This is a genomic window from Amycolatopsis sp. NPDC033938, from assembly GCF_055575975.1.
In genome coordinates, this window is sequence record NZ_JBVIRO010000004.1 from 72,241 (window position 1) to 85,402 (window position 13,162).

The 13,162-nt window shown below is 68.2% G+C and carries 15 protein-coding genes; 7 read left to right on the plus strand and 8 right to left on the minus strand.

Features of this window, described 5'->3' with window-relative positions:
* Positions 1 to 259: 259 nt before the first annotated feature.
* Both ACZ5ZX_RS13145 and ACZ5ZX_RS13150 read right to left on the minus strand, forming a co-directional pair.
* Positions 260 to 1,054, minus strand: a complete 795-nt coding sequence (locus ACZ5ZX_RS13145; protein WP_465502227.1) for a DeoR/GlpR family DNA-binding transcription regulator — start codon at positions 1,052 to 1,054, stop codon at positions 260 to 262.
* Positions 1,051 to 1,677: a histidine phosphatase family protein gene (locus tag ACZ5ZX_RS13150; protein ID WP_465502228.1), complete on the minus strand. Its 627-nt coding sequence runs from the start codon at positions 1,675 to 1,677 to the stop codon at positions 1,051 to 1,053. Before ACZ5ZX_RS13150 ends, ACZ5ZX_RS13145 begins: the two co-directional genes overlap by 4 nt.
* Positions 1,678 to 1,754: 77 nt before the next feature.
* On the opposite strand from ACZ5ZX_RS13150, the gene ACZ5ZX_RS13155 reads away from it, so the two are divergent.
* From ACZ5ZX_RS13155 to ACZ5ZX_RS13180, 6 genes are all read left to right on the plus strand, one after another.
* Complete coding sequence (locus tag ACZ5ZX_RS13155) at positions 1,755 to 2,441, plus strand: HAD family hydrolase (RefSeq protein ID WP_465502229.1); 687 nt, start codon at positions 1,755 to 1,757, stop codon at positions 2,439 to 2,441.
* Positions 2,438 to 4,120 (plus strand): dihydroxyacetone kinase family protein, encoded by a 1,683-nt coding sequence (locus tag ACZ5ZX_RS13160; protein ID WP_465502230.1) that lies wholly within the window; start codon positions 2,438 to 2,440, stop codon positions 4,118 to 4,120. The genes ACZ5ZX_RS13155 and ACZ5ZX_RS13160 overlap by 4 nt, the downstream gene beginning before the upstream one ends.
* Positions 4,121 to 4,576 carry a ribose-5-phosphate isomerase gene (locus ACZ5ZX_RS13165; protein WP_465502231.1) on the plus strand — a complete coding sequence of 152 codons (456 nt, stop codon included), beginning with the start codon at positions 4,121 to 4,123 and terminating at the stop codon, positions 4,574 to 4,576.
* 98 nt (positions 4,577 to 4,674) lie between these two features.
* Entirely contained in the window at positions 4,675 to 5,709 is a 1,035-nt protein-coding gene (locus ACZ5ZX_RS13170) for a 2-hydroxyacid dehydrogenase (protein ID WP_465502232.1), read from the plus strand.
* A complete protein-coding gene (locus ACZ5ZX_RS13175) occupies positions 5,706 to 7,154 on the plus strand; it encodes an FGGY family carbohydrate kinase (RefSeq protein WP_465502233.1) in 1,449 nt (482 codons plus the stop codon). Before ACZ5ZX_RS13170 ends, ACZ5ZX_RS13175 begins: the two co-directional genes overlap by 4 nt.
* 2 nt (positions 7,155 to 7,156) lie before the next feature.
* Complete coding sequence (locus ACZ5ZX_RS13180) at positions 7,157 to 7,807, plus strand: class II aldolase/adducin family protein (RefSeq protein ID WP_465502720.1); 651 nt, start codon at positions 7,157 to 7,159, stop codon at positions 7,805 to 7,807.
* Here ACZ5ZX_RS13180 and ACZ5ZX_RS13185 read toward each other — a convergent pair.
* From ACZ5ZX_RS13185 to ACZ5ZX_RS13205, 5 genes are all read right to left on the minus strand, one after another.
* Positions 7,804 to 8,496 (minus strand): HD domain-containing protein, encoded by a 693-nt coding sequence (locus tag ACZ5ZX_RS13185; protein WP_465502234.1) that lies wholly within the window; start codon positions 8,494 to 8,496, stop codon positions 7,804 to 7,806. The two genes, ACZ5ZX_RS13180 and ACZ5ZX_RS13185, sit on opposite strands and share 4 nt — an antisense overlap.
* Before the next feature lie 62 nt (positions 8,497 to 8,558).
* Positions 8,559 to 9,197: a hypothetical protein gene (locus ACZ5ZX_RS13190; RefSeq protein WP_465502235.1), complete on the minus strand. Its 639-nt coding sequence runs from the start codon at positions 9,195 to 9,197 to the stop codon at positions 8,559 to 8,561.
* 40 nt (positions 9,198 to 9,237) lie between these two features.
* The gene (locus tag ACZ5ZX_RS13195) at positions 9,238 to 10,284 is read right to left on the minus strand and encodes a hypothetical protein (protein WP_465502236.1); all 1,047 of its coding nucleotides are present in this window, start codon (positions 10,282 to 10,284) and stop codon (positions 9,238 to 9,240) included.
* A 149-nt stretch (positions 10,285 to 10,433) separates the two neighbouring features.
* The gene (locus ACZ5ZX_RS13200) at positions 10,434 to 11,021 is read right to left on the minus strand and encodes a transglutaminase-like domain-containing protein (protein WP_465502237.1); all 588 of its coding nucleotides are present in this window, start codon (positions 11,019 to 11,021) and stop codon (positions 10,434 to 10,436) included.
* Positions 11,018 to 11,578, minus strand: a complete 561-nt coding sequence (locus ACZ5ZX_RS13205) for a TetR/AcrR family transcriptional regulator (protein ID WP_465502238.1) — start codon at positions 11,576 to 11,578, stop codon at positions 11,018 to 11,020. The genes ACZ5ZX_RS13200 and ACZ5ZX_RS13205 overlap by 4 nt, the downstream gene beginning before the upstream one ends.
* Positions 11,579 to 11,665: 87 nt before the next feature.
* On the opposite strand from ACZ5ZX_RS13205, the gene ACZ5ZX_RS13210 reads away from it, so the two are divergent.
* The gene (locus ACZ5ZX_RS13210; protein WP_465502239.1) at positions 11,666 to 12,424 is read left to right on the plus strand and encodes an alpha/beta fold hydrolase; all 759 of its coding nucleotides are present in this window, start codon (positions 11,666 to 11,668) and stop codon (positions 12,422 to 12,424) included.
* A 380-nt stretch (positions 12,425 to 12,804) separates the two neighbouring features.
* Here the strand turns inward: ACZ5ZX_RS13210 and ACZ5ZX_RS13215 are convergent, their stop codons facing one another.
* The gene (locus ACZ5ZX_RS13215) at positions 12,805 to 13,161 is read right to left on the minus strand and encodes a hypothetical protein (RefSeq protein ID WP_465502240.1); all 357 of its coding nucleotides are present in this window, start codon (positions 13,159 to 13,161) and stop codon (positions 12,805 to 12,807) included.
* Position 13,162 lies beyond the last annotated feature (1 nt).

Below are 13,162 nucleotides of genomic sequence, written 5' to 3' on the forward strand. Positions count from 1 at the left end.
CTGAAGGGCCCTTTCCCCGCATGCGATGAGGGGAAAGCGCCCTTCGCTGCGTGGGATGTGGGGAAAGCGTCCTTCGCGGCGTGCGGTGAGGTGAGGGGAAGGCGCCCATCGCCGCATGCGATGTGAGGAAAGTGCCCTTCGCTGCGTGGGATGTGGGGAAGGCGCCCTTCGCCGCGTGAGATGTGAGGAAGGCGCCCTTCGCCGCGTGAGATGCGGGGAAAGCGCCCATCGGCCCGGTTATTGGGGCTGGGGCGGGGGCTCAGACTTCCGCGACGTCCACTTCCACCTGGCTCCGCATCTCCTCGGCCAGGTGGTCCTCCACCCCGTCGTCGACGATCAGCACGTCGAAGTCGCTCAGTGGCGCCAGCCGGTGCAACGCCGCGCGTTCGGTCTTGCTGTGGTCCATCAGCAGCACCTTCGTCCGCGCGCTCGCGAGCATCGCGCGCTTCAGCATCACGATCTCCGGCTCCTGGTGGAAGGTCATCCGCGTGTTCATCGCCGACGTCGAAACGAAGGTCGCGTCGACGTTGATCCGCTCGATCGCTTCGAGACTCTGCATGCCGAGGAACGAGTCGTGGGTCGCCGAGTAGTCGCCGCCGATGCAGATGAGCCGCAGATCGGGGACCCCCTTCAGCAGTTCGATGGCGCCGAGGTAGTTCGTCGCGACGGTCAGCGGGGTGACCCGGTGCAGCATCTTCGCCAGCGCGAGGGCACTCGTGGAATCGTCGAGCAGGATCGACATCCCCGGTTCGACGCGGGCGAGCGCGTGCGCGGCGATCGCCGCCTTCTCCTCCGAATGCACGTTCATCCGATAGTCGGCGTTGCTTTCGAAGACCGTCGACGGCATGGCGGACACCCCGCCCCGATACTTCCGGAGCAGGCCGCGGCGGACGAGCTCGTCGATGTCGCGGTGCACGGTCATGGTGCTGACACCGGTGAGTTCCACCAGGTCGGAGATGGTGGCTGAGCCGGTCTTGAAGACGTGTTCGGTGATCTGCTGCTGGCGCGTGTTACGGGAGTGTGCGCTCGCACCGGCCGTCTTCTCATCGCTCATGGTGTCCAGTATCGCGTGCGCGCCGGCTGGTTGAGGCGCAGCAGGCCGGTGCGCGTGCCGTCGATCGCGATCTCGGTGACTGCCGCGTTGTCGAGTCGCGGGAACACCGTGCGGTAGGTCTCGAGCGGAATGCCCAACAGTGCGCACAAGGTCAGCCTGATCAGCGTGTTGTGCGCGACGACGAGCACCGTCTCGCCCGGAACCTCGGCGGCGATCCCGCGTAGCGCCCGCGCGCCGCGCGCGGCCGCCTCCTCGGGAGGCTCCGAGCCGGGGAAGGCGCCGGTGACGGGATCCGCGAGAAACCTCGTGACCGCCTCGGGATCCGTCGCCGCCAGCTCCTCCCTGGTGCGACCCTCCATCAGTCCGAAGTGGACTTCACGCAGCTCGTCCACCACTCGCGGCGTCACCCCCAGCGCCTTGGCGGACGGCTCCGCGGTGCGACGCGCGCGGCTCTGCGGTGAGCAGAACACCGCCGACGGCCCGGCCGCCGCGGCGAATCCGGCGAGCTCGTCCGCCTGCCTGAGTCCTTCTTCGGTCAGCGCCACGTCGCTGCTGCCCGCGTACCGGTTCTCGGCATGCCATTCGGTCTGGCCGTGCCGGGCCAGTAACAACCGTGCGCCCACGTGATCCCTCCTCGGACCTTGTCAACATCACATCATCGATGTTAACTTAACAGCATCGATGTGAAAGGAGATGCCGGATGGCACTCGCCGCGGTGGTGTTCGACCTGGACGGTGTCCTCGTCGACAGTGAACACCTCTGGGAAGAGAACTGGGTGGCGTACGCCGCCCGGCACCGGACCGAATGGACCGCTGAGGACACCGCGTCCGTGCAGGGGATGAGCGCGCCCGAATGGGCGGCCTACCTCGCGAAGCGCTCCGGGACACCGGAAAGCGCGGTCGAGGTCGAGCGTGCCGTGGTGGACGGCATGATCGCCGCGATCGAGGCGGGGGAGGCGCCCTTGCTGCCCGGCGCCGGCGAGATGGTCCGCGAGGTGAGCGCGAAGGTGCCGGTCGCGCTGGCGTCCTCGGCCGCCCGCCGGGTGATCGACGCGGTGCTCGACAAGCACGGGCTCATGGGCGAGTTCGCCGCGACCGTCTCCAGTGCCGAGGTCGCCAGGGGGAAACCCAGTCCGGACGTCTATCTCGAAGCCGCCGCCAGGCTCGGCCGCTCCGGTGAGGAATGCCTCGGCGTCGAGGACTCCAGCAACGGTATCCGCGCGGCGGCCGCCGCCGGGCTCACCGTGATCGCGCTGCCGAATCCGGTGTACCCGCCGAAGCCGGACGCGTTGGAACTGGCCGCCGAGGTGGCCGAGAACAACGACGACGTACGGCGCAAGCTGCTCGCGTACCTGTCCGGCGAGTTCGCGGAAGCGAGCGGGCGATGACGGTCCTGGGTACCGCGGAGACGTTCAAACGCGATTGGCTGGACGGATTCGTCACCGCCTACGGACGTTCGGTGCGCAAGGTTCCCGGCGCCTATGGCGTACTGCGGCGGGAAGAGTCCGAACGCAAGGTCGCGGTGGTGATCGGCGGCGGCTGCGGGCACTATCCCGCGTTCGCCGGACTGGTCGGCCCCGGCCTCGCCGACGGCGCGGTGGTCGGCGACGTGTTCACCAGCCCGAGCGCCGAGCAGGTCTACCGCACGGCGCTGGCCGCGGAGAGCGGTGCCGGCGTGCTCTTCGGTTACGGCAACTACCAGGGCGACGTGCTGCATTTCGGCCTCGCCGCCCGCAGGCTGGCGGCCGAAGGCGTCGAAAGCCGCACGATCCTGGTCACCGACGACATCGCGAGCGGGCCTGCCGACGCGCCGGAACGACGCCGTGGCGTCGCGGGCGATTTCCTGGTCTTCAAGATCGCGGGTGCCGCCGCCGAACGCGGTGACGACCTGGCCGCCGTCCACGCGGTGGCGGAGAAGGCGAACGCGCGCACCCGGACCTTCGGGGTGGCGTTCGGCGGATGCACGCTCCCCGGCGCCTCCGCGCCGCTGTTCACCGTCGGTGAGAGCGAAATGGAACTGGGGCTCGGTATCCACGGCGAGCCCGGTGTGCGCACCGTCGGCAGGCTGAGCGCCAGTGAATTGGCCGACGAGCTGGTCGACGGCCTCCTCCCGGAACTGCCGGAAGGCGACGGGCGAGTGGTGGTCCTGCTGAACGGGCTGGGCCGCACCAAATACGAAGAGATGTTCGCGACCTACACCCGAGTGCACGAGAGGCTCGCCGCGGCGGGGCTGAGTCCGCTGCACACCGAGGTCGGCGAATTCGTCACCTCGCTCGACATGGCAGGCGTCTCGCTGTCGATCCTGGTGCTCGACGACGAACTCGCCGAGCTGTACGCCGCGCCCTGCGACACCCCGGGCTACCGGAGCACCGGTGCCGCGCTGGCACAGGTCCCGCTGGAGTCCACAGTGGACTCACTGCTCGCGGAGACCGAGCCGGGGCGGGGCGTGGTGGACCGCGCCTTGACGGCGGCACTGCACGACATCGAGGCCAACGAAGCCGAACTCGGCAGGTTGGACGCCGTCGCGGCCGACGGCGACCACGGGCTGGGCATGACCAGGGGAATGCGGGCAGCGGTCGCCGCCCGGCGCGACGGCGATTCACTCTCCTCCGCGCTTCTGGCCGCCGGGACGGCGTTCGCCGACGCCGCGGGCGGAGCGTCCGGCGCGCTGTACGGGGTCCTGCTGGCGGAAACCGGCGCGGGGTTGCGAGGCCGGTCCGAAGGCGACGTCACCGTGGAAGCCCTCGCGGACGCCGTGGACGGTGCCGTGACGGCGTTCGTCGAACTGGGCAAGGCGGAGCCCGGCGAGAAGACGATGCTCGACGCCATCGAGCCGTTCCGGCTGGCGTTGCGCGAACAGGCCGTGGCGGGTGCGGACGTCCCGCAGGCCTGGCAGAAGGCGGCCCAGGTCGCGGTGAGCGCGGCCGAGGCCACGGCGGACCTGCTACCGGCCAAGGGAAGGGCGGCGCGGCTGGCGCGGCGGAGCAAGGGGCACCCGGATCCGGGGGCGACCTCGTTCGCGCTGCTCGTCACCGCGGTCGGCCAGGCTCTGGGAAAGGACGACTGAATGCGGATCGTGGTGGCGGCGGACAACGCCGGGGTGGCGCTCAAGGACCAGTTGCGTGACCTGCTCCTCGCCGACGAACGGGTGGACGAGGTCACCGACCTCGGCGTCGCCGACGGTTCGGACGACAGGGCGTACCCGTTGCTCGGCCTCGCGGCGGCGGAGTCGATCGCGCGGGGCGAGGCGGATCGCGGCGTACTGGTCTGCGGGACCGGGATCGGCATGGCCATTTCGGCGAACAAGGTCCCGGGGGTCCGGGCCACGGTGGCGCACGACTCGTACTCGGCCGAGCGGTCGGTCAAATCGAACGACTGCCAGGTGATCACCTTCGGCGCCCGCGCGATCGGCCCGGAACTGGCGAAGAAGATCGTCGCCGAATGGGTCGGCTACCGCTTCGACCCGGCCTCGGCCAGTGCGAGCAAGGTCGCGCACATCACCGAATACGAGAAAGCCCACTGAACCTGGCGGCGTAGCCGCGATCCGTCTCGATTGCGGTGGCGGGTTCACCAACAGACACTGAGAAGCGCCCGATGCGGGCACGGAGAGAGGACGCAGAGTTGCGGATACTCGCTGCGGGAGACCATTTCGTCGGCACCGGCCTGCTGGCCGACGCCGTCCGTGCCGAAATCGGCGCCGGGCACGAGTTCTCGGAGCTGACGCTGCCGTGGCCGGTGGAGCCGTTCGGCCCGATCGCGAACGTGCACGAGGCCAGTGGCACCGAGGAGCAGGTGATCGAGGCCGTGGCGGGTGCCGAGGTCGCGGTGACCCAGATGGCACCCTTCACCAAGCAGGTGTTCGCCGCCGCACCGGACCTCAAGCTCCTCTCGGTGTGCCGGGGCGGTCCGGTCAACGTCGATCTCGCCGCGGCCACCGAGGCCGGGGTCGCGGTGACGTACGCGCCCGGCCGCAACGCCGGCGCTGCCGCCGAATTCGCGGTCGGGATGATCCTCGCCGCGATGCGCCGGATCTCGACGTCTTCGGCCGAACTGCTGGGCGGGACCTGGCGCGGCGACTACTACGCCTACGACCAGACCGGCCTCGAACTCGACGGGACCACCGTCGGACTGGTCGGCTACGGCGCGATCGGTTCGCGGGTGGCCAAGGTGCTCATCGCGTTCGGCTCGAAGGTGCTGGTCGCGGATCCGTTCGCCGATCCGGCCGGTATCGCCGCCGACGGTGCCGAACTCGTCGAACTGGACGACCTGCTGCGCCGCAGTTCCGTGGTGAGCCTGCACGCCCGGCTCACCGAGGAGACCCGGCATCTGATCGACGCCGGCAAACTCGCGCTGCTGCCGGAAGGAGCGGTGCTGGTCAACACCGCGCGCGGCGGGCTCCTGGACTATTCGCCGCTTCCGGAAGCCTTGCGTTCGGGGCGGCTCGGCGCGCTGGCGCTCGACGTGTACGACATCGAGCCACCGCCCGCGGACTGGGCGTTGCGAGACGCGCCGAACGTGATCGCCACACCGCACCTCGCCGGAGCGAGCAGGCAGACGGCGGAGCGGGCGGCGAGCATCGTCGCCGCCGAAGTCGGCCGGTACGTCCGTGGGGAAGCGCTCGCGAACCTGGCGAACCCCGAGGTCCGGCGGCCATGATCATCGGCGTCGACATCGGCACGTCACTGACCAAGGCGGTCGTCTTCGACAAGGCCGGGATGTCGGTGGCGAGCGCGTGCACCACGTCGGAGGTGCACCATCTGCCGGGTGGGCTGGTCGAGCAGGACCTCGACCAGGTACTCGGCACCGTGGCGACGGTGGTGCGGGAGGTCGCCGCCGGGCTCGACGGTCCGGTCACCGCGCTGGCCCTCACCGGCCAGGGCGACGGGCTGTGGCTGCGCGACGGATCCGGGGAGGCCGTCCGGCCCGCGATCTCCTGGCTCGACGGGCGGGCGAACTCGCTGGTCGCCAAATGGCAGGCCGACGGGGTGTCCCGCGAAGTGTTCCGACGCACCGCGTCGGGCATGTTCCCCGGCAGTGCCGCGGCGATCATGTCCTTTTTGGACACTCATGAACCGGAGTCACTCGACAGGGCGGTGGTGGCGGGTTACTGCGTCGACGCGGTGGTCCAGCGGCTGACCGGCGAGATCACCGTCGATGCGTCGGACGCTTCGCTGCCGTTCCTGAATCCGTCCACCCGGCACTACGACGAAGCCGCCATCGCGGCCGTCGGCCTCTCCCACCGCCGGAACCTGTTCGCGGAACCGGCGGCGCCGAAGACCGTGTTCCGCTTGGACGAACGCGGGGCCGGATTGCTCGGTCTTCCCGTCGGGTTGCCGGTCACGGCGGGTCCGTTCGATCTGCCCGCGAGCGCCATCGGCGCCGGCGTGCGGCGGCCGGGCGACGGCATCCTCACGGCCGGAACCACCCTCGCCTGCCAGGTACTGACCGACTCGGCGATGTTCGATCCGGAGGGCGAGCCGGCGGGGATGTTCCTCTGCACCCCGGAGGAAGGTGAGTTCCTGCGAGCGATGCCGGCGATGGTCGGCACCGCGGGTATCGACTGGGTGTGCCGTCTGTTCGGCATCGCGGTCGAGGAGATCGGCCCGCTGCTCGACGCGAGCAAACCCGGCGCGGGCGGGGTCCGGGCGCTGCCGTTCCTTTCCGCGTCCGGTGAACGAGCGCCGTTCGTCGACGCGTCGGCGAGGGCGCAGTTCGCCGGGCTGAGCCTGGAGAGCGAGCGTGGCGACATCGTCCGCGCCCTGTGCGAGTCGATCGCTTACGCGGCAAGGCATTGCTTCGAGGCGGCCGGGCTCACCGGCACCTTGTACGCCTGCGGCGGTGGGGTCCGCTCGCTCGCGTGGACCCGCATTTTCGCCGACGTGCTCGGACGACCCATCGTGATCCCCGGCGATCCCGGCGTCGGCGCGCGGGGTGCGGTGATCGTCGCCGCGGACGCCCTCGGCGAACCGGTCGACAGGGACCTGTGGGCGGAAAGCGCGCGTGTCGTCGAGGTCCGTCCCGAAAACGTAGGGTTCTACGAGCAGGGCTACGCCGACTATCAGGCCTCGCTGGCCGCGGCCCGTGGACTGTGGAGGTTGTGACGGTGATCCTGGCCGAAGAACGCGCGGCGGTCTGTGAATTCGCCCGCCGGATGACCACGGACGGACTCGTGGTCGGCACGTCCGGCAACGTCTCCGCGAGGCAGGGCGATCTGGTAGCGGTGACCCCGACCGGGGTCGACTACGCCGGGCTCCGGCCGGAAGACGTGCCGGTGGTCCGCCTCGACGGCGAGGTCGTCGACGGCTCGCTCAAACCGACCAGCGAACTCCCGATGCACCTCACCGTGTACCGGGAAGCGGCGGATCCGGAGGGTAAGGCGGTCTCCGCCGTGGTCCACACCCATTCCGTGCACGCCACGGCCGTCTCCACCCTCGTCGACGAGGTGCCGCCGATCCACTACATGCTCGCCGCGATCGGCCCGACGGCCCGCGTCGCGTCCTACGCGACCTACGGCACCGAAGAGCTCGCCAAGGCCATGCTGGAGGCCTTGGCGGGCCGCCGAGGCTGCCTGCTGGCCAACCACGGCACGATCACCTTCGGCGACGGCCTCGGCTCCGCGTACAGCCGGGCCCAGCAGCTCGAATGGGTCTGCCAGGTCTGGCTGATGGCGCGGGCGGCGGGAACACCGAACCTGCTCCCGCCTGCCGAGATCGAGCACGTCGTGGAGAAACTCCGCGGCTACGGACAGCGTTAGGAGGCCGCCGGTTCCGCTTCGAAGTCCATGTCGTCCACGGCGTGCACCGCGTCAAGGAGTTCGACGACCGTCGGATCGTCGACGGCTTCCTTGATGCACTGCCACAGCTGAAGATTCGCCAGCGCCCACCGGGAGTAGGTCTCCGCGGCCTTCGGGTTGTAGAAGTAGTAGCCACTGTCGTGGATGTCCCGCTGTTCGCCGACGATCTTGTGCGCCAGCTCGCGCAGGCTCAGCCCGTTCTCCCGTAGATAGCGATGGGCGAGCACGACGGGCGTCACCGGCAGCGCCTTGAACAGCGTGTCGGCGTCGCTCAACGCCTGCGCCTCCAGCGAGATGTGACGGCCGCGGGTGGCCATTTCGGCTTCGTCGACGATGTCGTCGATCCACCGCGCCACGGTGTCCTCGACACCGCACTCCCGCAGGATGCCCATCCGGAGGTCTCGCCCGGCGGCCGCGGGGGAGTTCCGGAGCACGATGTAGTTCACGTCGTGCACCAGTGCCGCCACCTCGACGACGGTGCGATCAGCACCGTTGTGTTCGGCGAATCCCGCGGCCTTCGCCCGGACGAAACTCACGTGGTGCCAGCCGTGGAACTGCAGTTTGTCCGCATATCTCCAGCACAGTTGCCGGACGCGTTGCTCGACGGCGTCAATGGTCTGGGAAGGAATCGTGCTCTTTCGCGCGCGCATACACCTCTCCGATCCCGCTTACGGGTGGAGTAATGGTATGCGCCTTCGACGGCGGTGTGTAGTTAGATGCGGGCGGCCAGGTCCCCCAATCGGACCTCCACCGGAACGTGACGATGCCCGATTCCGGTCTTCGGGTCATAGGAAAGACTGAACTCGCTTACTGGGCGTGATTTCACCAAAAACGTCATAGTCCCTTCGGTGGCTTCGGGAATCCGATGGAACTCGTCCGCGTACATGACGCCTACCGACCCCGCCTGACACAGCGTGCTACGTCGTAACCGAACCGATGTGATCAATCCGGAAAGTTGATCTCGCAGGGTCGAGTAACGCTCGTGGACATAGTTACCGCGGAGGAGCGTGGTGCAGAAGTGATATCTGTGGTTGTGCACGGAGTCGGCGTAACCTTCGCGCCAGTCCTCCGGTGCCTTGTACTCGTGAAGCCAGATCGAAAAGGGATCCGTCGGGGAGTCGAGCAGGCACCAGGCGAAGTGGGTGGTCGTTTCGCGGGATCGTTCGAGTACCGCGCTCGCCTCGTCCGGGCTCAGCGAATCCAGATGCCGCCGGAGATCGGTGCGCAGATCCGGTCTCGAGGTCCAGTCCCGGAAGATCTCGTCGACGACTTGCCAATGCTGCGCCAGCGGAAGATCCGTGGTGCGGAGCAACGCGGCCAGCTGGGTGAGGGGGGACAAACGAGTGAGCAACTTCAGCTCCTCAGTTCTAGTGCTCTTCGGTGCCGAGAAGTCAGGGGTTCAGCTCGGCGAGTGTGGTGAACTCCTTCCGGAAGGCATGGAATTTCGCCTCCAGTTCGAGGAAGTTCTCTTCGGGCAGGGGAGAACCGGTGATCTTTTCGTACAGTGCCAGGAAATCCGCCCTCGTCGTCGAGGTGGAGATGCGGAAGTGCCGTCCGGACCGGGACTGGGAAACCCGGAGGAATTCCGAGCGTTCCTTGTTGTACAGAAAGGATCCTTCGCTGAATCGCAACGTTCGCGGATACAGCGTGGTCGCACCGCGGATGTCGCTGTACAAGGTCACCCAAACGCTCTCGTCGAACACTTCGAGCCGGTCCAGCGGCGGATCGGCGACGACGGTGATGTCCACCAGCGAGCACCGGCTGCGGGCCAGGAACAGCCCGACCAGGCCGATGCTGATCTCGTCGTAGAGCCGCTTTTGGATCGTCTCGTAGTCCATGCCCGCTTCCTCGCTGCGCAGGAGATACCGCGCCCTGCCGCTGATGGCGCCCTCGTCGCGCGGGTCGGCGATGACCACGCGCAGCTCCCTTTCGGTGCGGGACAACAGCAACCGGGCCGCGGCATGCCTGCCGGAAAACCCGCGGAAGAAGTAGTGCCGGGCCACGTCGAGGTCTTCGGTCATGACCCGGTTGAACAACGGATCCGGATCGGTGGTCGCCTCGAAGACGTGGGTGGGGAAGAATTCCTTGTTGAGCGAACGGTATTCGGCGCTGAGCGCTTCCAGCGCGCGGCGGCTTTCCTCGATCACCGGGGTCACCATCGCGCGTTGTGACGCGGTGGCGGTGATCAGGGTCTGGCCGAAGCCGACCACCGCGGAGATCAGCGTGCCGGTGCCCAGTGAAGTGAGCAGCGTTCTACCGGCGCCGGGATCCATCATGCTGGAGATCCACAGGCTGAGGCCCGCGACGACGACCAGTACGGTGAGCAGCAGACTCGTCCTGGTCCAGAAGATCTCTTGCAGTGGGGTACGGCGGAGCCGGTCGGCTTCCGCGGGCACGGGGGTCACCTCCTTGATCCGCACTCGAACGGCCGAACGCATTGCGTATCGGTTCGAGTGCGGGGAGTTACTCTACGCGCCTCGTGACAATGTCGAAATAAGAAATTCGGGGGAAAGGTCCCAACAGCGAGTGTGACGCTCGGCGATACCGCTTTCGCATCCGAGGTTTCGCCGGATCACGGAAAAACCACTCACGGAGCGTGCGGAAGGATTCCTTCGTACCACGCGGGGCCGGGTGTCGCCGACGAGAGTGTTTCGACGACGGCCGAAGACGGTGCGGTGTACACCGTGGGGAAGTCGATCTCGCCTCGGGTGGGGTCCAGTGTCCACGCGAGTCGCTCATCTTCCAGGCAAAAATGGGCGTCCGCACCATTTTTGTTGCCTCTCGGGTCGAGCCGGATCCACCGGTCCAGACCAGCGAGGTAGACGCCGTTGAGCCCGTGCAGGACACCGATCCGCTGATAGCAGAACCCGGCCGGGATGCCCTGGCTGCGAAGCAAAGCGGCCAGCAGATGGGCCTTCGCGTAGCAGAGGCCCACCCGCTCGCGCAGAACCTCCGAGGCCATAAGAGTGACGCGAGAATCGGCGGCGTCCACCGTATGGGCGATGTCGTCGCGCACGAAGTGAAACATCGAACGAATCACGTCGACCTCGGTGCCGCCGGACGGTGCCAGCCGGTCAGCCATTTCGCGGATCAGCGGATGCTCGTGATCGACCACCGCGTCGGCGGCGAGATAATCTTCGAGCCGCTCGGATTCGATCTCCAGCGCGATTTTCACGAGGCTCCGTTCAGTACGGTGTCGACGGCTTCTTCGAGGAATTTCGGATCGGCTTCGTCGCCGCGCAGCAGCAGCCGGAACCAGATGGCCCCGGCGAGCAGATCCATCACGACGACCGGATCGACGTCGGCGCGCAGTTCGCCTCTCGCGGTGGCGCGTTCGAAGATCGGCTCTTCTCGCGTCATGCGGTCCGCGAAGAAACTCCGTGCCACTTCACCGAGTTCCGGTCGGCGCGGGCCCGCGGTCAGCGTCGCGGTGACGACGGGCGCGGTATGCGCCGAAGTCAGTAACCGGAGGATCTGCGTCGCCACGGCGAGGAGATCGCCGCGGAGGCTGCCGGTGTCCGGGACGTCGAGGGCGAAGAGCCCCGAATCGCGCAGCGCCGCGGCCAGGAGCGCGTCCTTCGACGGCCACCACCGGTAGAGCGTCGTCTTGTTGACGCCGGACCGGGCGGCGACGGCTTCGATCGCGAGCTTGTCGTATCCATGCTCGGCCAGCAGTTCGAGAGTGGCGGCGAAGATCGCCTCGGCCTTGCGGGGACCGCCCTGGATGCTCACCCGCGAAGAATACAACGCACCGTTGCGTTGTATCGACGGCACGCGTACTTTGCAACGCAACGGTGCGTTGCATTCAGGAGGTAGTCCATGGTCCCCCTCGTCTTCGTTCACGGCATCCGGCTCAGCGGAGCCGCCTGGGCCGAGCAGCTGGAACGCGCCAACCCGCCCGCTACGGCGGTCGACCTACCCGGACACGGCGCCCGGCGCGGCGAACGGTTCACCCTCGCCGGCGCGGTGGACGCCGTCGTCGAAGCCATCGACGAGCCCGCTCTGGTCGTCGGGCACTCCCTCGGGGGCTACGTCGCGATCGCCGCGGCGGCACGGCATCCGGATCGCGTCGCGGGCCTCCTCGTCGCGGGTTCGACCTGCGTACCGGGCAAGACGCTGGAGACGCCGTTCCGCCTCGCGCACCGGCTGCTCATGCGGCTCCCCGATCGCGGGGAGCGACTCAGCCGATGGCAGTTCGAAAGCGTCCTTCCGCCGAAACTCGCCCAAGCCGTGATCGACGGCGGCATCGCGACAGAGGTGATCCCGGAGGTCGCCAAGGCCTTCGCCGGCTTCGACGTGCTCGCCCAACTCAGGACTTACCCGGGCCCGACGTGGCTCGTCAACGGCTCACGCGACCACTTCAGGCGCCACGAGCGCCGGTTCCTCGACGTCTGCGCCGACGGGCGGCTCATCACCGTGCCGAAGGCGGGGCATTACCTGCCGATGGTGCGCGGTCAGGAGTTCTCGCGTCTGGTGCTCGACGCGGCACGCAGCCTGTCGATCTCCACGGTCAGCTCGGAACGCAGCGAGTCGTGCTCAGGGCCCAGCGAGGCCGTCGCCCAGTTGCCCACCGGATAGAGCCAGACCGGCCGCCCGACCACGTCCGCCGGTTCCCAGTCATAGCGCGGCCAGACATGGGCGTGCAGAAAGGGATCCGTATTGCCGAGGATCTCCAGGTTCACGCGACGGAAGCCGGAATCGCGCCGGGCGCACACCTTTTCGACTGCTTCACCGAGCGAATCCATGTCCGCCAAGAACTCCAGCCGTCGCGTCCGCGGCAGATCGGTCAACCGGCCGACGCCGGGAGTGTCGGTCAGCAGGACGCAGTAACCCGGCAGGAACTGCGTATCGCCGATCACCGCGAAGCCCGCGTCCAGCCGGCGTAGCACGGTCGGATTTTCGCCCCGGAGCGCCGAACCGATCCGGTCCCGCTTCCAGCCGTCGGTCATGAGGCCAACCTAGCCGACCGGCAGAAGCGCGCCCTCCGCGTCGGTGAACCGAGTGGCCAGCCTGACCGGAGACGGGTGCGGCGCCAGGACGATCGAGGCGTACGGGGTCGACGTCAGCCCGGAGGCGTAGTTGGTCTGCAGATGCACGCTGACATGCACGTTCCGGTCGGCGGGGATCTCGAAGGTGACCGAACCCCACGACACCACGTACTGCCTGCCATCGATGCTCGTGAACGGCACGTAGTGGCGCACCGCGTTCATGCTGACGGGCGGTACGTCGATGGTCAGCAGCCGTCGCGGGCCGTCGTGGTTGTCGACGTACGGGATCACACCCGGCAGCTTGGCCAGATCGGTCGGTTCGGTCACG